This is a genomic window from Achromobacter sp. RTa (genome assembly GCF_000757485.1).
Lineage (GTDB): Bacteria > Pseudomonadota > Gammaproteobacteria > Burkholderiales > Burkholderiaceae_B > Achromobacter.
This window is the reverse complement of sequence record NZ_JPYO01000046.1, coordinates 319,221-333,213: the sequence shown is the minus strand read 5'-3', so window position 1 is coordinate 333,213 and position 13,993 is coordinate 319,221. Positions and strand designations below refer to the sequence as shown.

The 13,993-nt window shown below is 67.8% G+C and carries 10 protein-coding genes; 5 read left to right on the top strand and 5 right to left on the bottom strand.

Annotated features, from left to right (window positions below):
- Positions 1-96 precede the first annotated feature (96 nt).
- Together JL37_RS28605 and JL37_RS28600 are read left to right on the top strand one after the other, a co-directional pair.
- Positions 97-1,323, top strand: a complete 1,227-nt coding sequence (locus JL37_RS28605) for an EAL domain-containing protein (protein ID WP_043548646.1) — start codon at positions 97-99, stop codon at positions 1,321-1,323.
- Between the two features lie 189 nt (positions 1,324-1,512).
- Positions 1,513-2,823 carry a ferric reductase-like transmembrane domain-containing protein gene (locus JL37_RS28600; protein ID WP_043548644.1) on the top strand — a complete coding sequence of 437 codons (1,311 nt, stop codon included), beginning with the start codon at positions 1,513-1,515 and terminating at the stop codon, positions 2,821-2,823.
- Positions 2,824-2,847: 24 nt separating this feature from the next.
- Here JL37_RS28600 and JL37_RS28595 read toward each other — a convergent pair whose 3' ends face one another.
- Together JL37_RS28595 and JL37_RS28590 are read right to left on the bottom strand one after the other, a co-directional pair.
- Positions 2,848-4,503: a mucoidy inhibitor MuiA family protein gene (locus JL37_RS28595; protein ID WP_043548640.1), complete on the bottom strand. Its 1,656-nt coding sequence runs from the start codon at positions 4,501-4,503 to the stop codon at positions 2,848-2,850.
- A gap of 155 nt (positions 4,504-4,658) precedes the next feature.
- Positions 4,659-5,555, bottom strand: coding sequence for a LysR family transcriptional regulator (locus JL37_RS28590; RefSeq protein WP_043548638.1), 897 nt, complete (start codon positions 5,553-5,555; stop codon positions 4,659-4,661).
- A gap of 157 nt (positions 5,556-5,712) precedes the next feature.
- On the opposite strand from JL37_RS28590, the gene JL37_RS28585 reads away from it, so the two are divergent.
- On the top strand, positions 5,713-7,023 hold the full coding sequence (locus tag JL37_RS28585) for an MFS transporter (RefSeq protein WP_043548635.1): 1,311 nt from the start codon (positions 5,713-5,715) through the stop codon (positions 7,021-7,023).
- On the opposite strand, the gene JL37_RS28580 is transcribed toward JL37_RS28585, so the two are convergent.
- Positions 7,018-7,347 (bottom strand): flagellar transcriptional regulator FlhD, encoded by a 330-nt coding sequence (locus JL37_RS28580; RefSeq protein WP_043548631.1) that lies wholly within the window; start codon positions 7,345-7,347, stop codon positions 7,018-7,020. The genes JL37_RS28585 and JL37_RS28580 overlap by 6 nt on opposite strands.
- A gap of 194 nt (positions 7,348-7,541) precedes the next feature.
- Here JL37_RS28580 and JL37_RS28575 point away from each other — a divergent pair, with 194 nt between their 5' ends.
- Both JL37_RS28575 and JL37_RS28570 read left to right on the top strand, forming a co-directional pair.
- Positions 7,542-8,231: a DUF2325 domain-containing protein gene (locus tag JL37_RS28575; RefSeq protein ID WP_043548629.1), complete on the top strand. Its 690-nt coding sequence runs from the start codon at positions 7,542-7,544 to the stop codon at positions 8,229-8,231.
- A 70-nt stretch (positions 8,232-8,301) separates the two neighbouring features.
- Positions 8,302-11,292 carry a PAS domain-containing protein gene (locus JL37_RS28570; protein ID WP_043548628.1) on the top strand — a complete coding sequence of 997 codons (2,991 nt, stop codon included), beginning with the start codon at positions 8,302-8,304 and terminating at the stop codon, positions 11,290-11,292.
- 31 nt (positions 11,293-11,323) lie between these two features.
- Here the strand turns inward: JL37_RS28570 and JL37_RS28565 are convergent, their stop codons facing one another.
- Together JL37_RS28565 and JL37_RS28560 are read right to left on the bottom strand one after the other, a co-directional pair.
- Positions 11,324-12,733: an RNA polymerase factor sigma-54 gene (locus JL37_RS28565; protein WP_231570456.1), complete on the bottom strand. Its 1,410-nt coding sequence runs from the start codon at positions 12,731-12,733 to the stop codon at positions 11,324-11,326.
- 180 nt (positions 12,734-12,913) lie between these two features.
- Positions 12,914-13,837 (bottom strand): sigma-54-dependent Fis family transcriptional regulator, encoded by a 924-nt coding sequence (locus JL37_RS28560; RefSeq protein ID WP_043548859.1) that lies wholly within the window; start codon positions 13,835-13,837, stop codon positions 12,914-12,916.
- Positions 13,838-13,993 lie beyond the last annotated feature (156 nt).

Sequence of the window (13,993 nt, the reverse complement as noted above, 5' to 3'; positions counted from 1 at the left end):
TAAGGACAGGCGCCGCATGGATGCCGTAGCATTGTGCCTACAGTGTTCCCGCGGCCGCCTGCAAGGGCCCGCCCTATATGACTAGGACGGTAGACGATGCCTAAGACCGACGCCGGCGCGACCCGACGGATCCTCTTGGTGGAGGATCATCCCGTCGAACGCGCCTACCTGCAGAACCTGCTTCTGGCGCTTGGTTTCCGGCGGGTGGCAGGGCTGGGGAGCAGCACTGAGGCGATCAGCGCGCTGGCAAGGCAGTTCTACGACGTGGTGGTCAGCGATATCGTCATGGGCGAGGGCGACGGCACGCGCCTGCCGAACGAACTGCGGCGATTGGTGGACGCCGGACGGCTGAAGAGCATGCCGCCCATCATCTGGATCAGCAGCCTCAGCGACGAACTGCTGCAATCGCATGTGCGGCTTGCGCTGCAGGCGGGGTGCCCGTCCGCGCAGGCGCTGTCCAAGCCGGTTTCGCGCACGGCCATGCAACAGGCGCTCAAGACCGCGCTGCGCAGTGTGGCCGAAGACGATGCGGCATCGCCGCGGTTGAACGCCGTGCGGCGCGATGTCATGGAGGTGGCACTTGGCCATGCGCTGATCACCGGCACGGGCATGAGCGTGGTGCTGCAGCCGCAGATGAGCCTGTCCACGGGCCGCGTGCTCGCGGCCGAGGCGCTGTCGCGCTGGGATCACCCCGAGCTCGGCGCCATTCCGGCCGCGGATTTCGTGCCCGCCGCGCACCGGCTGGGGCTGGACCGCATGCTGTTCAGCCGGGTGATGGACCGCGTGATCGAGGTCCTGAAGCGCATGCATGCCGACGACATCGCCGTGCCCATCGCCATCAACGCCTCGGCGTCCACGCTGTGCACCCGCGATCTGCCCGGGCTGCTGGAGCAGCGCGTCGGCCAGGCGGGGCTGCCGGCCCGGTTGGTCAAGGTCGAGCTGACGGAAGACGAGCCGGTCACCGACTGGCTGGCCCTGTCCTCGGTGCTGAACCTGCTGCGGGTGCGCGGTTTCGAGCTGGCGATGGACGATTTCGGGGCGGGCATCGCTTCCATGCGGCTGTTTTCGGCCATGCCGTTCACCGAGCTCAAGATAGACCGCGATTTCATCGTGCATATGCACCGCGAGCCCGCGTCGCGCGCGGTGGTGGCAGCCGCGATCGAAATGGGGCGGGTACTTGGCCGCCGCGTGGTGGCCGAAGGCGTGGAGCACGAGCGCGACGTGCAACTGCTGCGCGAACTGGGTTGCGACGTGGCGCAAGGCTACGGCATCTCGGTGCCGCTCGAGCCCGACGCCTTCATCGAGTTCTGCCGCAGCCACTGATCCGCGGCCAGCGCGGCATCGGGTATCCTGACGCCGAACGATTCCGGACCGCCTTGATTTTTCCGCGGGCTTGACCCGGATCAAACCGGCTGCCGCGTCCGGGCAAAGGCCGGCCGCGGCGGAACTACCATTGATGCATGAAGGCCTCGCCGAGCAGCGAGGCCCGGTTCGAGACGGAGTGATGAATCGATGCGACGCACCTTGGCGGCCGTTCTGTTGATTTCCGTGCTGGCCTGGGCGGGAGCCTATTGGGCGCAGCCGCCAGCCCAGCTCAATATCTGGACCGCGCGCGACCAGCTCATCCTGCTGACCGGACTGAGCGCCTATGCGCTGATGACGCTGATCATGCTGCTGGCGGTGCGCCCGATGTGGCTGGAAGCGCGGCTGGACGGGCTGGACCAGATGTACCGGCTGCACAAATGGAGCGGCATCCTGGCCACGGCGCTCGCGGCGGCGCATTACCTGATAAAGATAGGCAAGCCGGTGCTGCTGGCGATGTTCGACCCCGTGGCCAAGACGCCGCGCGCGGCCGCCTTGCTCGATGCGTTCCGGGGCTCGGCCAAGGATATCGGCGAATGGGCGGTGTGGATCCTCGCGGCTCTGGTGCTGCTGACGCTCTGGCGGCGTTTCCCGTATCACATCTGGCGGCAGGTCCACCGCATTTCCGCCGTCATCTTCCTGGTGGTGGCCTTCCATGGCGTTGTGCTGACGCCCGCAGGGTGGTGGACGCAGCCCGCGGGCTGGCTGATCGCCGCCTGTACGGCCGTGGGCGGCGTGTGCGCCCTGATGGCGCTGACCGGTAGTATCGGGCGCGGCCGGCGCTACAAGGGCCAGGTGCTGGCGATCAACCATCTGTCGGGCGACATCCTGTCGCTGACCTGCAGGGTGGAAGGCAACTGGCATCACCGCGCCGGGCAGTTCGCCTTCCTGACCGCCGACCGCCGCGAAGGAGCGCACCCGTTCACGGTCTCGGGCGCGGACGATGGAACGGGGCGGGTGGAATTCTCCATCAAGGCGCTCGGCGATTACACGCGGCGCTTGCAGAAGAGCCTGGTGGTGGGCCAGCCGGTGACGATCGAGGGGCCTTATGGCTGTTTCGACTTCCAGCGCGGCGACGGCAGGCCGCAGATCTGGGTGGCCGCCGGCATCGGCGTCACGCCCTTTATTTCATGGATGGAGTCGCTGCAGGCGCAGCCCGAGAGCGCGCCGGTGGCCACGCTGTACTACTGCGCCCGCAACGCCGGCGACGCGCCGTTCGCGGAGCGGCTCGAAGCGCTGTGCGCGCGCGTTCCCAACGTGACCCTGCACGTGCGTTACAGCGATACCCAGCGGCCGTTGACGGCCGCTGACCTGGTGGCGGAGCGCAAGCCCGGATCGCCTTGGCCCAGCGTGTGGTTCTGCGGGCCGATGGGGTTCGCCGATGCGCTCAAGGACGGGCTGCACCGGCGCGGCATGCCGGTGCGCGAACTCTTCCACCAGGAAGCCTTCCAGATGCGCTAGCGCCCGTAAACCGGCCCAGGAGCCTCAAAGCCCCGACACCTCGATGTCGCCGGGATACTCGACCGAGAACTTCAGCACGGTTTCGCGAGACTTGCCAGGCTCCATTTCCCAGTCCCAGGCAAGCTTGCCGTCGTCTTCGCGCTTGATGTCGCGGTCGGCCGGGGACAGCAGCTTGACGACGATCTTCTCGTTGCGCGATACGGGCAGGCGATCCTTGAACGACACCTGTTCCTTGGTGGCCTTGTTGTTCTTCACGGTGATCTTGTATTCATAGGTCACGCGCTTGCCGCTGCCCGAAAAACCCGTGCTCTCGGTGTAGCGGTTCACCAGCTGGCGCTTGATCGAAATCCCTTCGTCCGCGCCCATCGCCAGTTCGACTTTCTCGCCGGGCATAACCGCCTTCAGGTTGCTGGAGGCGACGAAGGCGTCGTCCAGGAAGGTGTTCAGCGGGCCGGCCAACAGGGGGAAATCCGTGTTGTTGCTGGCCTGCGCGGTCAGGTAGACCGCTTCGCGCAGCGCAGGCGTGGATTGGTACTGGAGCGTGGCCGGCAGCTTGGCGGTGGTAATGGCCACGCGCTGCGCGGCGTTGTCGGACAGCAGCGTGGCGGAGTTCTTTATCTGGAACGAGGCGCTGGTGGCTTCGTTCTGCACCTGGGCGATCGACACCGCGATGGCTTCGGGCTCGGGTTCGGCCGCGTCGAGCGCTCCGCCCGCAAACGCCGGGCTGTGCCGCGCCCGGCGTTCGGCCGCGACTTCGGCCTGCATCTTTGCTGTGGGCGCGGCGGCGGGGCGGGGAGCGGGCGGGGGAGGAGGCGCCGCCACGTCGATGATCCAGGGCCGCAGCATGGGCGCGCCGCCTCCCAGCGCGGGCCGGGCGGTGGAGAGGGTGAGCTTGACGTTGTTCCAGTCTTCGCCGGTGTTCTGGCGGATGACGCCGAAATAGCCCAGGTCCACGCTGCGGTCCGCCAGGCGCAGGCGCGCATCGTAGGCTGGCGTCCAGCGCGCGCCGGCCACCGCGTAGGACAGGTTCAGGTCGAGTTTGCCGGCGCGCGCCAGGTTCACACGCAGCGTGACGGTCTTGGTGCGGCGGTCGAGCGCATTCTGCAACCGGCCCATTTCGTTCTGGAGCGCGGCGATGTCGCGGTCCAGCGCGGCCTTCTGTTCGGCAACGCGCCGCAGCCCCGCGAGCGTCTTGGACAGCGTGTCCGCGCTCAGCGACTGGATGGCCTTCAGTTCGTCCAGCGTCAGGCGGGCGCCGTCCTTCGTCGGTTCGGTGGCGCCGCGCTGCATCATCAGCACCAGTTCGCGCTGGTTGTCCAGCACGGTGGCTTCGTCGTCCAGCGCAGCCTGCTGGTCTTCGAGCTTGCGCAGCTGCTCTTCCAACTGCTTGACGCGTTCGTTCGGGGTGTCGGCCTGGTAGGCGTCGCGAACCTTCACATCCAGCAGCGTCGCCTGGCCGGTGCTCTTGGCGGAGACCTGCAAGGAATTTTCCTGCAGGGACGCGGGCAGCTTTTCCAGTACCAGCTCGTGTTCGCCGGCCGCCAGATCGCTGCTGGCCGCGCGCGTCACGACGGCGCGGTCCTGGTATACGGTCACGGCGCCGATGGAAGAGGCCAGGCCGGCGGCCGAGCCCAAGCCGGGAATCATCGCAATGGCCAAGGCCAGGAGGGTACGTCGCACTGGGTCACCTTTGAGGCAGGTTGGAGTCTTGGGGCACGGCCGGATCAGGGCCCGGCCCGCCGAGCGCGCCAATTTACATTGCCGCCAGGACGGCAGGTTTACAGAAGGTATCAAACGCGACAGGGCGATACCAGCGGGCGGGGCGCGCCGCGGCTTCAGGAATCGGGGTGGGCCAGCTCGCGCAGCATGTCCACGGCGTTGCCCGCCGCGATCGAGCGGTCATGGCGGCGGTAGGCCATGTCCAGCAGCGCGTGCGGGGCGTCGCCCTTGATGGGCCGGTACTCGATGCCTTGCGCGCCCATGTGCCGCATGGCGGCCGGCACCACGGATATGCCGACCCCGGCGGCGACCAGGCTGACGATCGAAGCCATCTGCGGCGCTTCCTGGATGACGCGCGGCAGGAAGCCGGCCCGCTGGCAGGCCGACTGGATGGCGTCGTACAGACCGGCGCCGATGGGGCGCGGATACAGCACGAAGTCCTCGTCCGCAAGCGCCGCCATCGGTATGGCGCGCTTGCGGCTCAAGGGGTGGCCCGGGGGCAGGGCGACTAGCATGGGTTCGTCCAGCACGCGTTCGGATTCGAACTCCGGATCCAGCCCATAGGGCGGACGCACGAAGGCGACGTCCACATCGCCCGCGCGCAGGCCGCGCAAGAGGGAAATGGTATTGCTTTCGGTGAGCGTGACGCGCACGTCGGGGTACCGGTCGCGGTAGGCCCGGATGGCCCGCGGCAGATAGGGGTGGAATACGGCCGAAGCCGTGAAGCCCACGGTGATCGCGCCGCGTTCGCCGCGTCCCAGGCGGCGGGCCGTGTCCACGGCGCGGTCGGCGCTTGCCAGGATGGCGCGCGCGTCTTCCAGGAACTGCGCGCCGGCCTCCGTCAGCGCGATGCCGCGCGGCAGCCGCAGAAATAGGGGCGTGCCGATTTCGCGCTCCAGCTGCTGGATCTGTTGGCTCAAGGGAGGTTGGCCGATGCCGAGCCGCGCCGCCGCGCGCGTGAAATGCAGTTCTTCCGCGACAGCGGTGAAGTAACGCAGGTGGCGCAGTTCCATGGCGAGGCGAACTTATCGTTATTAAATATGGACGGTATCAGTTGCATATATTGGACATATGGACGAGAAAAGTCTACCTTGAATGAGCGGGCATAGCCGCTGCGACGCCTTCTTCGGCGCAGGCGGGCCGGTTGCCCGGCGCCTTTCGAGATTTCAGATGTCTACCCCTCCAGTCAGTTCCCACCCTGAAAGCGCTGCGCCAGCCGCGCCTTCGACCTCGTCCACCCCTGAATCGCCCGATTACCTCGCCCGCGGCACGCCTGGATTGCACCGCGCCCAATGGGCCTTGTTCGCGGCCGGCTTTTCCACTTTTTCGCTGCTCTACTGCGTGCAGCCGCTGATGCCGCTCTTTACCGGGGCGTTCGGCGTATCGCCCGCCCAAAGCAGCCTGGTCCTGTCCTTGTGCACGGGCCTGCTGGCGGTGGCGATCTTCTTCGTGGGCCTGTTTTCGCAATCCCTGCCTCGCAAGCGCGTCATGGCGCTGTCCCTGTTCGCCTCGGCCGTGCTGGGCACCATCGCCGCCGTCGCGCCCGACTGGCACAGCCTGCTGGCGTTGCGCGCGCTGCAGGGCGTGGCCATGGGCGGCGTGCCCGCCGTCGCCATGGCGTATCTGGCGGAAGAGGTCGAGCCCGAAACCCTGGGCTTCGCCATGGGCCTGTACATCAGCGGCAGCGCCTTCGGCGGGCTGTCCGGGCGGGTCATCACCGGGTTGGTGGCGGATCACTTCGGATGGCGCGCCGCGCTGGGCACGCTGGGCGTCCTGGGCATGGCGGCCGCCATGCTGTTCGTCTGGCTGCTGCCCGCTTCGCGCAGGTTCAAGCCGCAAAGAGGCAGGGGATGGGCGGGCGTGTGGGGCGACGTGCGCGCGGGCGCGCGCGCTCACCTGAGGAACGGCCCGCTCTGCGGCCTCTTCGCGCTGGGAGGCCTGTTGATGGGAGCCTTCGTTACGGTCTACAACTATGTGGGCTTCCGCCTGCTGCTGCCTCCGTTCTCGTTGAGCCAGACGTTCATCGGATTCATCTTCGTGGTCTATCTGGTCGGGATATTCGCATCGACCTATTTCGGCAGGCTGGCGGACCGACACGGCCGCGGCGCGATGCTCTGCGCGGCTACCGGCCTGGCGCTCGCGGGCCTGCTGCTGACGCTGTCGGATTCGCTTCCGGTGCTGATCGCGGGCATCGTGGTGTTCACCTTCGGCTTCTTTGCGGCGCACGCGGTGGCCAGCGGCTGGGTGGGGCAGATGGCGCGCGGCTACAAGGCGCTGGCAGCCTCCCTGTATCTCCTCGTCTACTACGTGGGGTCGAGCGTGCTGGGCGCGCTGGGCGGGCGATTCTGGACGGCGGGCTCCTGGCCGGGCGTGGCGGAGATGACGGGCGGATTGCTGGCGCTGGCGCTGGCCATCAGCGCCGGCCTGTACTGGAAGACCGGCCGCGTTTCGGCCGCCGCCGCCGTGGGCCGAGCTTCATGAACCGAGGCGGGGCAGGCCGGCCGGAGCCTCATGGCTGGCCGGCACGGCGGCGCTGCCGGCCAGCGTAGCGTCCAGCCCCTGGCTCAGGGCGGACAGCAGAAGCCGCGGTGGCAGGTCCAGCCGCGCAAGCAATACGCTCGATTGGGCGAGCTTGACCAGTTCCTGGCGGCTTTGCCCGGCCAGCCACCGGCAGGCTTGGTCCGACGCGCGCGCGCCGGCCGCGCCGGCGTTGCCTTCGCGCGCCAGGCGCTGCAACAGCAGCAGATACATCAGGTTGGTTTCGTGTATGTCGCGAAGCAGCTCGGTGGGTTGTGGCTTTGGCATTGGGTATCCCTGGCTTGCGGGCCGGCATGCCGATTGTCGATCTTATTTAAGCGACCGGATAAGGTCAGTAATGGATTTCCCGGTGCCATGCCGCTCGTAGGGGCATATCCGAAAACAGGAGTAAGTCTCATTTATTATTGTGGCTGCCCAGGCGCGCGGGACGCGCCGCTTTCCTTTCCGATCCGAGGGCCGCAATGAATTCCTCTTTCTCCGACACCCATGACCTGAGGCGCGAGCACGCCGCGCTGCTTGCCGCCTATGGGCAGGCGCAATCGCATTGCAGCCGCCTGCTCGCAGCACAGAGCGCGCGGGTCCTGTATCTGGAGGAAGAGAATATGCGGTTGCGCGCCGCGCTCATCGTGCGCGACACGGCCCTGGCCTGGGCGCGCGAAGACCACAAGGCGCTGGAAGTCTCGATTCCCGGGCTGCCCAGGCGGGTGGCGCTCGCCCGCACCGTGACGCAGTTGATGGAGCGGGTGCAGGCGCTGATGCGCGAACGGCTGGCGTGGCAGGGGCGCGGCAGCGGCGAGCGCAAGGCGGCCCCGTCACCGTCGCCGGCCGGCCGGCCTGCGGTGCCGGTGGCCATTGCGCTGCGCCGCAAGTCGGTGCTGTGCGTTGGAGAGGACGCGATGGCGCTGGCGTTGACGCGGAAAGTGGTCGAAATGGCAGGCGGGCGCTACCTGGGCCACAGCGGCGGCGGCGCGGACGGCGATACGCTGGAGGCCAGCCTGGTGGAAGCGGACCTGGTGATCTGCCAGACGGGATGCGTCAGCCACGGCGCCTACTGGCGCGTGAAGGATCACTGCGCCCGCACCGGCAAGCAATGCGTGCTGGTCGACAAACCCGAGGCCCTGAACACGTTGCGGCTGGAGCGGGAAACGTAGCGTCGCGTTACCTAGCGTTTCGGCAGCGCGCCTGGCCCCGCAATACAGTCTTTGTGTTAAGGGGCATGAGATGCTGAAAAAGCGAGACCGCGTCGCTCATCCCTGGACGGACACGCTGGCCCGTCTTGAGGACGAGCGCATCATGTTGGAGCGCATTGCCGCCGGCGTGCCGCTGGGGCAGGTGCTGGAGTATGTGCTGCATGCGATCGAGGCGCAATCCAGCGTGGAACTGCGGACTTCGATCGCCCTGGTCGACGACGCGGGCGCGAGCTTGCGGCACGCCGCGGCGCCCAGCCTGCCGGCGGCCTACAACGCGGCGGTGGACGGGGCGCCCATCGGGCCCGACATGGCGTCCTGGGGAGCCGCGGCCTATACCGGCTGCCCGGTCTACGTGGAAGACATCGCGTCGAATCCCAGCTGGGAGCGCTGGCGCGACCTGGCGCTGGCCAACGGCCTGAAAGCCTGCTGGTCGACGCCGATCAAGGCCCCGGACGGCCGGCTGCTGGGAGTGTTCTCGAATTACTACGGCACCCCCCGTTCGCCCTCGGCGCACGACATCGATGCGATCGCGATCGTGACGCGCAGCGCGGCCCTTGCCATCGAACGCCACCTGACCGAATTGGCGCTGCGGCGCAGCGGCGAGCGCTGGCGCGGCATGTTCGAAGGCATGCAGGAGGCCTTCTTCCTCAGCGAGGCCTTACGCGACGCGGACGGCCGCGTCGTCGATTTCCGCTTCCTGGAGGTGAATCCGGCGTTCGAGCGGCAGACCGGCATGAAGGAAGGCGATACGCTGGGCCACACCCTGCGCGAGATGATTCCCAACGTTCCGGGCCCGCTCATGGACGCGTTCGCCAGAGTCGTGGAGACCAGCGAGCCGGCCCAGTTCGAGTTCGCGGCGCCCGCGCCCAAAGAGGCGTGGTTCGAGGCCCGGGTGCGCAAGGACGGGCCCGACCGCATCATGGCGCTGTTTCTCGACGTGACGGCGCGCAAGATCGCGGAAACCGAGCTGTGGGAGGGCCAGCACCGCAAGAATTTCCTGTTGGCGCTGAGCGACCGCATGCGCGAACTGCACCTGCAGGCCGCGATCGAGCAGGTGGCATGCGAAGAACTGGGCCAGCATCTCGCGCTTGGGCTGGTCGCCGTGCTGGACAGGGCAAGCGAGGACGGCAGGCCCGTGCTCTCCATGTGCTGGCATTCCGGCGCGGACGCGGAAAGCCAGCAACCGCTGGAGCTGGACAAGCTGGGCGCCGAGTACGAGGAGGCGCTCGCCAGCGGCCGCAGCGCGTACCTGCCGCCTTTGCTGGCCGAGCCGGATGGCGATGTCCGTCCGTGGGCGATCGTGGTGCCCATGCGCCGGTGGGGGCGGCACTGCGGGGCCATGCTGGTGCGTCCGTTGGCGGGCAGCCGGCTCCGGCCCGGGGATATCGCATTCATCGAGGAGGTGGCCGAGCGCATATGTACCGCCGTGGAGCGCTCGCAGTATGCGCGCGTCCTGGAACAACGCGTGGAAGGCGCGATCGCGGAGCGCGACCGCATCTGGCGCCTGTCCCCTGAATTGCTGGCCGTGGTGGATGCAGACGGGCGCTTTGTGAGCGTCAACCCGGCGGTCCGGCCCATACTGGGCTGGAGCCCGGAACAGTTCCTGTCGATGGGCCTGTCGGAACTGATACATCCGGACGACCGGGAGGCCACGCTGGCGGCGTGGTCGCGGACCGCAGACGGCGGCTCGCAACAGACGGCGCGGCACCTGGAGAACAGGCTGCTCAAGCGCGACGGCGGATACTGCTGGATAACGTGGAGCATGTCGTCGTCGCAGGACCAGTTGTACATGACCGGCCGTGACGACACCGATCTGAAGGCGCAAGCCGAAGCCTTGCGTGAAACCGAGAACGCCTTGCGCCAGTCGCAGAAGATGGAGGCGGTGGGGCGCCTGACCGGCGGCATCGCCCACGACTTCAACAACATGCTCCAGGGCATCACGGGCGCCCTGTACCTGATCGAGCGAAAGCTCGCGTCGGGCACGCCCGAGCAGGCCCTGCGCTTCGTCTCGGTCGCGATGGACTCTGCGAACCGGGCGGCGCACCTGACGCAGCGCCTGCTGACCTTCTCGCGGCGCCAGCCGATCGACCCGAAGCCCTTCAGCGTGGCTTCGGCGCTGCAGTCCATGGCGGACCTGTTCCGCCGCTACACGGGAGAGCGGGTGCGGCTTGCATTCGATCTGGAGCCCGGCCTGTGGACCGTGCGCTGCGACAAGAACCAGTTCGAAAACGCCATGTTGAACCTGGTGATCAACGCGCGCGACGCCATGCCGGAAGGCGGGGTGCTGACCATCGCGGCGCGGAACGCGCAGGGTGGCGGACCGCTTTTGCGCCAATTGTCGGATGCGCCGCCGGGCCCGTTCGTGGAGGTGTCTGTTTCGGACGAAGGCTGCGGCATGGCGCCCGACGTGCTGGCCCATGCTTTCGATCCCTTCTATACGACGAAGCCGCTGGGGGAGGGAACCGGCCTGGGGCTGTCGATGATCTACGGCTTCGCCAGACAGGCCGGTGGCGTGGCGACGCTGGAGAGCACGGAGGGCGCGGGCACGACGGTCAGGCTGTTCCTGTCGCGCCATGAAGGCGTGCCGGAACGCGCGCCAAGGCCGAAACCTCCGGAAGAGCCGGTTCCAGGCCCCATGCGGCAGGCCGTGGTCGTCGTGGTGGAAGACGACGCGAATGTGCGTGACATGGTGCACGAATGCCTGGCGGAACGGGGGCTGCAGGTGCTGACGGCGCCGGATGGCGAGGCGGGCCTGGAACTCGTGCTGTCCACGCGCGACATCGATCTGCTGGTGACGGACGTGGGCCTGCCGGGGCTGAACGGCCGCCAGTTGGCGGACGCCGCCAGGACGGCCTATCCAGGATTGAAGGTGCTGCTCATGACGGGTTACGCGGGCAACGCCGCGCGCGACCGGGACTTCCTGGAACTCGGCATCGAATTGATCGTCAAGCCGTTCTCGCTCGACGCGCTGGGCGAACGCGTCGAGCGCATGCTGGACGGCGCGGCCGGGGAGCCCGATTGACCGCTCCGGGCCGCTTCGGCCTGTTTGCGCCTCAGTGCTGCCTTCGCAGCTCGGCGGGCGGCACGCGCAACTGGCCGCGATACTTGGACACCGTGCGGCGCGCCAGGAGAATGCCGCTGGCGGCGAGCTGCTGTGTCAGCGCCACGTCCGACAGCGGCATCGCCGGATCTTCGGCGTCGACCATTTCCTTGATCAGCGCGCGCACCGCCGCCGCGGAACATGAGCCGCCCGATTCGGTGGCCAGCTCGCGCGAAAAGAAATGGCGGAATTCGAAGACGCCGCGCGGCGTCACCATGTACTTGCCCACGGTGGCGCGGGATACGGTGGATTCATGCATTTCCAGATCGTCGGCCACCTCGCGCAGCATCAGCGGACGCAAGGCGACGTCGCCGTACTCGAAAAAGGTCTGCTGACGCTTGACGATGGCCTCGGCCACGCGCTGTATGGTGGTGTAGCGTTGCTCGACGTTACGCACCAGCCAGCGGGCCTCCTGCAGTTCCTGGGCCATCGGGCTGCGGTCGTCCAGCCGGGCTCGGCGGAACAGGTCGGCATAGGTCTGGTGCAGCCGCGCCTGGGGCATGGCATGCCGGTTTGGCAGCACCCGCCAGCGCGCGTGCCACTTGTCCACGAATACGTCGGGAATCACGTAGGCCGGCGCATCGGCGCTATAGCGCCCGCCCGGCTTCGGGTCCAGGCCGCGGATCAGGGCGCAGGCCTCGCGCAGCTCGTCCTCCGAACATTCAAGCAGCCGCCGCAGTCCGGCGCAATCGTTCTTGGCGAGCCGTTGCAGATGGTCGCGCACAATGCGCAGCGCGAGCGCCTGGATCCGCGGCTGCGCGTCGGCCGCGGCCGCAAGCTGCAGCGTCAGGCACTCAGCCAGGTCGCGGGCGGCCAGCCCGGGCGCATCCAGCTGTTGCACCAGGTGCAGCGCCGTCATCCATTCGGATTCTTCCGGCGCCGGATCGAATTCGGGGCGCGCCGTATCGCACAGGGCGGTGAGCGGCGTGCGCAGATAGCCGTCGTCGTCCAGCGCATCGATGATGAATTCCGCCAGCAGGCGGTCGCGCGGCTTCAAGTGATAGTTGCCCAGTTCCTGCGACAGGCGCTGGCGCATCGATAGCGAGGCGCACGCCCATTGCGCCTGATCCATCCCGCCATCGCCCGAGGCGCGCGTGGGATAGTCGCCGGAATAGGCCGGGGCATCGGGCGGCGGAGGGTCGGCATCCGTAGCGGGAACCGGAGTTTCGGGCGAGGCGTCCTCCTGGCGGCCAGGCGCCTGCGGGACCGAGGAAGGCGCAGCGGCGGGCGGATCGGCATCCTGCTCGTCGGCATCTTCCAGGAACGGGTTGGTGGCAAGCGCGTGTTCCACCGCCGTAGTGAATTCCAGCGCGGACATCTGCAGTAGCTTGACGGACTGCTGCAGGCGGGGCGCCAGCGTCATCTGCTGGCGCAGGCGCAATTCTTGCGTAGGGTAGCCCAATCGAATCTCCGGAAGATGCCGCCGGCTGGCGGCGCACTCCAGGGAATACATGCAAGAATCATGCCAGCCGCGGCCCGGCGGGCGGGCACGCGGCATGCGCGCCGCGCCGCGACGGTCTTACAAGAGCACGGTAAGAATTGCTCAGGCGCGCGCCGGGTCCTCGGCGTCCTTGTCGTAGGAATCCAGCCGGTTGTAGAGCGTTTTCAGGCTCACGCCCAGTGCATCGGCGGCCATGCGTTTGTCTCCGCCGTAATGGGCCAGCGTGGCCAGGATGAATTCGCGCTGGGCCCGCCCCAACGATGTGCCGATGGGCAGGGTCAGCGTGCCCTCGCGCATTACCGTCCGTTGCCCGCCGGCCCCCCGCGCCAGCACGCCGGGCTCGAGTTCGGCATCGGCCATGATGTAGGCGCGCTGCACCGCGTTGCGCAGTTCGCGGACATTGCCCGGCCAGTCGTGGGCGGCGATGGATTCCAGCATGCCGGGCGCGAAAGTCTTGCGCGTGTCGTGCTCGCGGTTAAGGGTATCCAGGAACTGGTGCGCCAGCACCAGGGCGTCGTTCTCGCGCTCCCGCAACGGCGGCACGCGCAACGGTATGACGAGCAGCCGGTGCAGGAAGTCCTGCCGCAGGCGTCCTTCCGCTACCGACGCGGCCGGATCGCGGTTGCTGGCGCAGATGACGCGTACGTTGGCGCGCAGCAGATCGGAACCTCCGACGCGCTGGTACGTGCCGGTTTCCAGGACCCGCAGGAAGTGGACTTGCATGTCCGGAGGCATCTCCGTCACTTCGTCCAGGAACAGGGTGCCGCCGCTGGCGTACTCGAAATAGCCCGCATTCTGCGATACCGCGCCGGTGAAGCTGCCTTTTTCATGGCCGAACAATTCCGCATGCGCCAGCGTGCCGCTGATGGCGCCGCAATTCACCGCCACGAATGGCTGGTCGCGGCGGTCGCTCGCCTCGTGGATCGCGCGGGCGACGACTTCCTTGCCCGTCCCGCTTTCGCCCACGATGAAGACGCTGGCGTCGGTCGCCGCCGCCAGCCGTAGCTGGGCACCCAGTTTTTGCATTGCGGCAGACATGCCGGAGACGTCCATGCGGATGGAAGAGGGCGCGGATGCGGCGTCGCGTCCGCTACTGATGGTGCGATTTGCCATGCTGATTCCTTGGCCCGGTTCCGGGCCGCCGCGTTAGATGCATCGTAGAAGCCGTCCATGACATCGTAT